This is a genomic window from Streptomyces sp. S3(2020), from assembly GCF_013044505.1.
In the GTDB taxonomy this organism is placed as follows: Bacteria; Actinomycetota; Actinomycetes; order Streptomycetales; family Streptomycetaceae; genus Streptomyces.
On record NZ_JABERD010000333.1, the window covers coordinates 1 to 7,097 of the forward strand.

Annotated in this window: 8 protein-coding genes and 1 pseudogene; 2 read left to right on the top strand and 7 right to left on the bottom strand. The window is 71.0% G+C overall.

The annotated features are described in order from the left end of the window. A partial coding sequence (locus tag HLK59_RS46650; protein ID WP_240983045.1) for a DUF2510 domain-containing protein occupies positions 1 to 620 on the bottom strand: 620 nt, incomplete at its 3' end. Positions 621 to 827: 207 nt separating this feature from the next. Here HLK59_RS46650 and HLK59_RS46655 point away from each other — a divergent pair. Further along, the gene (locus HLK59_RS46655; protein ID WP_171147757.1) at positions 828 to 1,301 is read left to right on the top strand and encodes an SsgA family sporulation/cell division regulator; all 474 of its coding nucleotides are present in this window, start codon (positions 828 to 830) and stop codon (positions 1,299 to 1,301) included. 13 nt (positions 1,302 to 1,314) lie between these two features. Here the strand turns inward: HLK59_RS46655 and HLK59_RS46660 are convergent, their stop codons facing one another. Beyond that, entirely contained in the window at positions 1,315 to 2,721 is a 1,407-nt protein-coding gene (locus HLK59_RS46660) for an FAD-linked oxidase C-terminal domain-containing protein (RefSeq protein WP_171147758.1), read from the bottom strand. A 92-nt stretch (positions 2,722 to 2,813) separates the two neighbouring features. On the opposite strand from HLK59_RS46660, the gene HLK59_RS46665 reads away from it, so the two are divergent. After that, positions 2,814 to 4,265 (top strand): tetratricopeptide repeat protein, encoded by a 1,452-nt coding sequence (locus HLK59_RS46665; protein WP_171147759.1) that lies wholly within the window; start codon positions 2,814 to 2,816, stop codon positions 4,263 to 4,265. Here HLK59_RS46665 and nthA read toward each other — a convergent pair. The 5 genes and pseudogenes from nthA to hppD form a co-directional block, all read right to left on the bottom strand. Then, positions 4,262 to 4,846, bottom strand: a complete 585-nt coding sequence (nthA, locus tag HLK59_RS46670; RefSeq protein ID WP_171147760.1) for a nitrile hydratase subunit alpha — start codon at positions 4,844 to 4,846, stop codon at positions 4,262 to 4,264. The genes HLK59_RS46665 and nthA overlap by 4 nt on opposite strands. After that, positions 4,836 to 5,123: an SH3-like domain-containing protein gene (locus tag HLK59_RS52225; RefSeq protein WP_171147761.1), complete on the bottom strand. Its 288-nt coding sequence runs from the start codon at positions 5,121 to 5,123 to the stop codon at positions 4,836 to 4,838. Before HLK59_RS52225 ends, nthA begins: the two co-directional genes overlap by 11 nt. Beyond that, complete coding sequence (locus HLK59_RS52230) at positions 5,116 to 5,397, bottom strand: SH3-like domain-containing protein (RefSeq protein ID WP_171147762.1); 282 nt, start codon at positions 5,395 to 5,397, stop codon at positions 5,116 to 5,118. The genes HLK59_RS52225 and HLK59_RS52230 overlap by 8 nt, the downstream gene beginning before the upstream one ends. 20 nt (positions 5,398 to 5,417) lie before the next feature. After that, positions 5,418 to 6,272: a Teichoic acid biosynthesis protein C (Precursor) gene (locus HLK59_RS46685; protein ID WP_171147763.1), complete on the bottom strand. Its 855-nt coding sequence runs from the start codon at positions 6,270 to 6,272 to the stop codon at positions 5,418 to 5,420. Positions 6,273 to 6,389: 117 nt separating this feature from the next. After that, a pseudogene (gene hppD / locus HLK59_RS46690) lies at positions 6,390 to 7,001 on the bottom strand (4-hydroxyphenylpyruvate dioxygenase); the annotation flags it as partial. Positions 7,002 to 7,097: the final 96 nt, after the last annotated feature.

Sequence of the window (7,097 nt, forward strand, 5' to 3'; positions counted from 1 at the left end):
TCACCCTTTCTTATTTGTCTATAGGGACCAGGGCATCCGAGTTGCTCAGGAGTCTCGTGGGCTCGGAGATGTGTATAAGAGCCACTCACGGCACCGAAGGCGGGGCCGCCGGAGGCACCCGCGCCGCCGGCCGGTGCGCCCGGGCCGGATGCCGGCGCTCCCCCGGCCGTCGGCCTGCGGAACACGAACGTGTTGCCCGGGGCCGCCCCTTCGGACTCCGCGGGCGGGATCGACGCCGTGCCGTCGCCGCTCGTCGTGTCCGACGGGACGCGGGGGTCGGTGCCCGCCGCCGCGCCCCAGGAGACCCGGCGGTCCTGGTCGCCGCCGAAGCCGGACTGACGGGAGCGGTCGGCGCCCCAGGCGGACGCGGGTTCGGGACGGCTGCCGTGCTGGGCGTCGGACGGGGAGGGCGCCGGCTGCGGGTCCTCGTCGAAGAAGTGCGGGCCCGTCTCCTCCACCGACGCGGGGGCCGGGGCCGCACCGTCCGACGGGGCCGGACGGCTCGTGCCCGGCACCCAGGCGACACCGTTCCAGTACCGGACGTATCCGGGGATGGACGGGTCCGGGTAATACCCTTCGCGGGGCCTGTCGTCACCGGGGGCCGGGGTTGGGGCGCTCATGTCCGTCGTCCGGTATCTGCTCGGGGGTGAATATGGGGGGCTCCACATCTATCAGACGGGCGCAACCCCCACGGCCAGTCCCACCGGACCCACTCCTTTTGAGCAATGCCGTGAACCCCCGGGAAAAAAGTTTCCCGAACCCGCGTAATGGTTCCGGCCGCACCGGCTCTCTCCACTCGTACGAGACAGACACGAGAGGGGAACGACATGCACACCGTGGTAGAGCGCGAGCTGGAGCTCAAGCTCATTCTGTCGCCCGAGCGCAGCATCCCGGTCCCGGCCCGGCTCAGCTACCGCTCCGACGACCCGTACGCCGTCCACGTCGCCTTCCACATCGGCTCCGACCACCCGGTGCACTGGACGTTCGCCCGCGAGCTGCTGGTGGAGGGGGTGTTCCGGCCGTGCGGGCACGGGGACGTGCGGGTGTGGCCGACGAAGGTGGACGGCCGCAGTGTCGTCCTGATGGCGCTGAGTTCGCCCGACGGGGACGCCCTCCTGGAGGCGCCCGCGGCCCAGGTGTCGGCCTGGCTGGAGCGGACGCTGCGGGTGGTGCCCCCGGGGTCTGAGGGCGAGCAGCTCGGTATCGACGACGCCCTGGCGGACCTGCTCGCCCCGACTCCCGCCGACGACCTGTGGCTGCGCGACCCGTGGCCGGGCGACGAGTCGAAGGACGGGGAGTGACCGCCCGCGGAACTCAGAAGAGCTTGCCGGGGTTCAGGATCCCCAACGGGTCGAAGACCTGCTTGATCTGCCGCTGCATCTCCACCCCCACCGGGCCGATCTCGCGCGCCAGCCATTCCTTCTTCAGTACGCCCACGCCGTGCTCGCCGGTGATGGTGCCGCCGAGTTCCAGGCCGAGGGCCATGATCTCGTCGAAGGACTCGCGGGCGCGCCGGGACTCCTCGGGGTCGGCCGCGTCGAAGCAGACGGTGGGGTGGGTGTTGCCGTCGCCGGCGTGCGCGACGACTCCGATGGTGAGCTGGTACTTCTCGGCGATCCGCTCGGTGCCTTCGAGCATCTCGGCGAGCCGTGAGCGGGGCACGCAGACATCGTCGATCATCGTGGTGCCCTTGACGGCTTCGAGGGCGGTGAGCGACAACCGGCGTGCCTGGAGGAGGAGTTCGGACTCGGCCACATCGTCGGCGGGCACGACCTGGGTGGCTCCGGCCGCCTCGCACAGCGCGCCGAGGGCGGCGAGGTCGGCGGCCGGGTCGGTGGTGTCGAAGGCGGCCAGCAGCAGGGCCTCGGTGGTCTCCGGGAGTCCCATGTGGGCGAGGTCGTTGACGGCCTTGACCGTCGTGCGGTCCATCAGTTCGAGGAGGGACGGCACATGTCCGCCCTCCATGATCCGGCACACCGCGTCACAGGCGGCCGCGCCGGACGCGAACTCGGCGGCCAGCACCAGCTGCTCGGGCGGCCGCGGGCGCAGCGCCAGGGTCGCCCCCACGACGATGCCGAGGGAGCCTTCGGAGCCGACGAACAGCCGGGTCAGGTCGTACCCGGCGACGCCCTTCGCGGTCCGCCGGCCGGTGGACATCAGACGGCCGTCCGCCAGGACCACGTCCAGTCCGAGGACGTACTCCGCCGTCACCCCGTACTTCACACAGCACAGTCCGCCCGAGGCGGTGCCGATGTTGCCGCCGATGGTGCACATCTCCCAGCTGGAGGGGTCCGGCGGGTAGTAGAGGCCGTGTTCGTTGACCGCGCGGGAGAGGGTGGCGTTGATGACGCCGGGCTCGGCCACCGCGATGCGGTCGACGGGGTTGATCTCCAGGATGCGGTCCATCTTCGTCAGGGACAGCACGATGCAGCCGTCGGTGGCGTTGGCGCCGCCGGACAGGCCCGTGCGGGCGCCCTGCGGGACGACGGGGACGCGCAGTTCGGTGGCGGTGCGCATGACGTGCTGCACCTGCTCGACCGTGCGTGGCAGGACGACCACGGCGGGGGCGCCGGCCGGGCAGAAGCTGGCCATGTCGTTGGCGTAGGAGGCCGTGACGTCCGGGTCGGTCAGGACGGCCTCGGCGGGCAGGCCGCCCAGCAGACGGTCGACCAGGTTCCCTGTCTGTTCGTCGCGAGGCGCTTCGATACGGCTCATGATCACAGCGTCGCACCTGGGTCCATCGGTGTGAACCCCGTCTGCGGCAACCGTCGCCTGCCCGGGTGTGCTCGTCGTATTGACGCACAGTGATCGCCATGGAGAACCATGAGGAGGCGGCCCCCCGGAGTTCGCGCCGCGCACGGCGGGCGCTGATCGCGGCCGTCGCCGGGTGTCTGGTGCTCGGCGGGACGCTGATGCTGCTGCCCCGGCAGCCGACGGGACCGAAGGCGCCCGCGCCGGCCCCGGGGGCGCAGGCACGGGCGGCGGTCACCACGGGGGTGGCGGCCGCGCTGCCGGACCTGGCGGCGCTGATCGGTGAGCGGGAGACGCATCTGCGCGGGCATCCGCGGGACGCCGAGTCGTGGGCGGTGCTCGGGGCCGCGTATGTGGAGCAGGGGCGGCGGACGGCGGAGCCGGCGTACTACCCGAAGGCCGAGCACGCGCTGCGTACGTCGCTGAGGGTGCGGGCCAAGGGGAACGACGTACAGGCAGCGGCGCTCGGCGGGCTGGCCGCGCTGGCGAACGCGCGGCGGGACTTCCGGGCGGCGAAGAGGTGGGGCGAGGCCGCGCTGAAGCTGGATCCGAAGCGCTGGACGACGTATCCGCCGCTGATCGACGCCTACACCGGCCTCGGCGACTGGAAGGCGACCGAGCGGGCTCTTGAACGGTTGCAGGGGCTGCGCGGCGGGCCGGCCGTGATGGCGCGGGCCGGGGCCGTCTACCGGGACCGGGGCTGGCGCGAGGACGCGATGGCGCAGCTCTCCGACGCGGCGGCGGGCGCGCAGGCCCCTGCCGAACGGGCCGCGTATCTGGAGCGGGTCGGGCAGCTGGCCTGGGAGCGCGGCGACCGTGAGCCGGCGCTGCGGCACTTCCAGGAGGCGGTGCGTATCGACCCCGACCAGCGGGCCGCGCAGGCCGGGCAGGGGCGGGTGCTGGCGGCGCTGGGGCGGACCTCGGAGGCGCTGAGCGCGTACCGGGTGGCGCTGGCCAAGCGGCCGGATCCGCAGTACGCCCTGGAACTGGGCGAGTTGTACGAGTCGCTGGGGCTGCGGCAGGCGGCCCAGGTCCAGTACGACCTGCTGCGGGCGCGGGTGCGCGGTGCCGCGGCGGGCGGAGCCGACGAGGAGCTGGTGCTCGGGGTGTTCGAGGCGGACCACGGGGATCCGCAGGCGGCCGTGGTACGGCTGCGGGCCGAGTGGCGGCGCCAGCCCGGGATCGCGGTGGCCGACGCGCTGGGGTGGGCGCTGCACCGGGCCGGTCAGGACGAGGAGGCGCTGCGGTACGCGGTGCGGGCGACGGACAAGGTGCGCGGGGGCGGGGTGCGCAGCGCGCTGTACGCGTACCACCGGGGCATGATCGAGCGGGAGTTGGAGAAGTACGGGCCGGCCCGGCGGCACCTCCAGGAGGCGCTGGTGATCAACCCGTACTTCTCGCCGCTGCGGGCGCGGACGGCTCGGGAGGCGCTGACGGCGCTGGGCGAGCCGCCGGCGGAGGACGTACCGGCGATGGACGCGGAGGCGGAGACGGAGACGGAGGAGCGGTCCTAGACCGCGGCGGTGCCGATCAGGGCGTTGCGTGTGACCAGCGCCGCCAGTTCGTCCTCCCCGAGCCCTTCGGTCCCCTCCGGTCTGCGGGGCAGCACCATGTAGCGGGACTCGGCGCTGGAGTCCCACACCGTGATGTCCACGGTGTCGGGCAGTTCCAGCCCGAACTCCCGCAGCACACCGTGGGGTTCACGCACCACGCGGGAGCGGTAGGCCTCGGACTTGTACCAGCTGGGGGACGGGCCGAGGAGGCGCAGCGGGTAGCAGGAGCAGAGGGTGCAGACGATGACGTTGTGGGTCGTCGCCGTGTTCTCGACGACGCGCAGGCGCTGGTACGAGCCGTCCATGTGGCCCAACTCCCGTACGGCGGCGGTCCCGTCGGCGAGCAGTCGTGCCTTGTACGCGTCGTCGGTCCAGGCGCGGGCGACGACCTTCGCCCCGTTCGCCGGTGACGACGCGGCGAGGAAGGCGTCGATCGCCTCGTCCACCTTCTCGCCGGTGATCACGCCCTTCTCCTCCAGCAGGGTCTCCAGGCGGCGGACCCGGCGGGCGATCGTCGCATCGGTGTGGTGGTCACCGCTCATCGGCTCGGTCCTCTTCCAGATAGCTTTCCCACAGGTCCAGTACGACGTGATGGTCGCCCTCGCCCCACAGGTCACGGGCCTCGAAGCGGACCGCGTAGATCTGCTCGACGGGGGCGTCCCCGCGGCCTCGCGCGCTGATGTCGGGGAGTTCGTCGGGGCCCTCGGGCTCCACCACCACGCCCCGCTTGCCGCGCGCGTACCGGGGCAGCCGGGTGTGGTGCGGCGGGTCGTGCGGGAAGGTGCGCACCCGGGTGCCGGGCGGGAAGCGGTCAGTCATCCAGCTCACCCGGCCCGATCACGCCCTTGCGTTCCAGCAGCGCGCAGATCGCGGTGAACCAGCGCTCGTAGTACGACGCCGCCAGGTACTGCGCGGGCGGCATCGACTCGATCGCGTCCCGGAACTCGTTGGTGTTGAAGATCCCCTGTCCGCGCAGGGTGTTGAAGAGGCCGACGACCCGCGCCTCCCAGTCCGCGTGGAAGGGCTCGGTGTCGTCGGTGGTGTCGATGGCGCCGAAGCCCTGGGTGCCGCCGACGTCGTTGATCCTGGCCATGCGGCCAGCGTACGTTCGCCCTACTGCTTCGGCTTGGTGTAGAGGGAGAACCGGCGCTTCCCGGCCGCCCCGGAGGCGAGGCCCAGGTACAGCCGGGTGCCGCCCTTGCGGCGGACGGCGAGGCCTTCCGGCTCCCGGTGGGTCAGGGAGCGGCCGGCTTCGGTGCGCAGCTGCTGGACCAGCTCGCCGTCGGTGATGTCGACGCAGGAGACGTAGGCGTTGCCGTGCTCGGCGGGCGGGTTGGTCTCGGTGTCGTAGGCCGTTCCGGCGAGCTGGTAGATGTGGTCGCGGTACAGGGCGTAGCCCTGGAAGGGGATCTTCTTGTCGGGGTGCGCGGCGGGCTGGGCGATGTCGGCGACGGGGTGGTCGTAGTCGCGGGCGACGAAGGCGTCGAGGTCCCAGATCCGGTAGCGCGGCTTGCCCTTGAGGCGGTAGCGGACGGCGATGCGCTTGGAGGCCATGCAGACCGAGGGCTGGTTGTTGACGGACCCCGGTATCGGCTTGCGTATCTTGACGTCCTCGCCGGTGCGGGTGGCGCCGTCCTTGAACTGGAAACGGGTGACGCCCTGGCCGTAGCCGCCCTTCGCGTCGGCCTCGGTCCAGATCCAGACCTTGCCGTCGGCGGCGTTCTGCACGCCCATGCTGACGCCGTGCCCGAAGCCCTGGAGGTTCATGTGGCCGAGCAGCCGGCCGTCGAGGTCGAGCTTGTTGAGGCACAGGTTGCCGGCGCCGATGCCGCCGCGCCGGACCTGGAGGACGTACAGGTGCTGGTGGACCTCGTCGAAGGCGAAGGACTGCAGGACCGTGCCCTCGTTGAGGGCTTTCTCCTTCAGCCAGCGGGTCGCCGGTACGTCGAGGTCGATGCGGTCGGTCACGGTCGAAGTCCCCAGGGTCCTGTGGACGCCCGGATGGTGTCCACAGGACCAGAGAGTGTCAACTCCCGTTCACCGGTTTCAAGGTTCTACGAAAGCGCTTGTGGATTCACGTGAGATTCACAGGTTCCCGCGCCGCTCCTGCTCCCGCTCGATCGCCTCGAAGAGGGCCTTGAAGTTGCCCTTGCCGAAGCCCATCGAGCCGTGCCGCTCGATGAGTTCGAAGAACACGGTCGGCTTGTCCTGGACCGGCTTGGTGAAGATCTGGAGCAGATAGCCGTCCTCGTCGCGGTCGGCGAGGATCTTCAGCTCGCGCAGGGTCCCGACGGGTACGCGGGTGTCGCCGACCCATTCGCCGAGGGTGTCGTAGTAGGAGTCCGGGGTGTCGAGGAACTGGACTCCGGCCGCCCGCATGGTCCGTACGGTCGCGACGATGTCGTTGGTGTTGAGCGCGATGTGCTGGACGCCCGCGCCGCCGTAGAACTCCAGGTACTCGTCGATCTGGGACTTCTTCTTGGCGATGGCGGGCTCGTTGATCGGGAACTTGACCTTGAGCGTGCCGTCGGCGACGACCTTCGACATCAGCGCGCTGTACTCGGTGGCGATGTCGTCGCCCACGAACTCCTTCATGTTCGTGAAGCCCATGACCTTGTTGTAGAAGCCGACCCACTCGTTCATCCGGCCGAGTTCGACATTGCCCACGCAGTGGTCGATGGCCTGGAACTTTCTCTTATACCCATCTGCCGCTGCCGACGAAGAGGCGAGTGTCTATGTCGGGCTTCCCCCTGTCATTCCACAACACACCAGTCACCCACACACCGACGCACG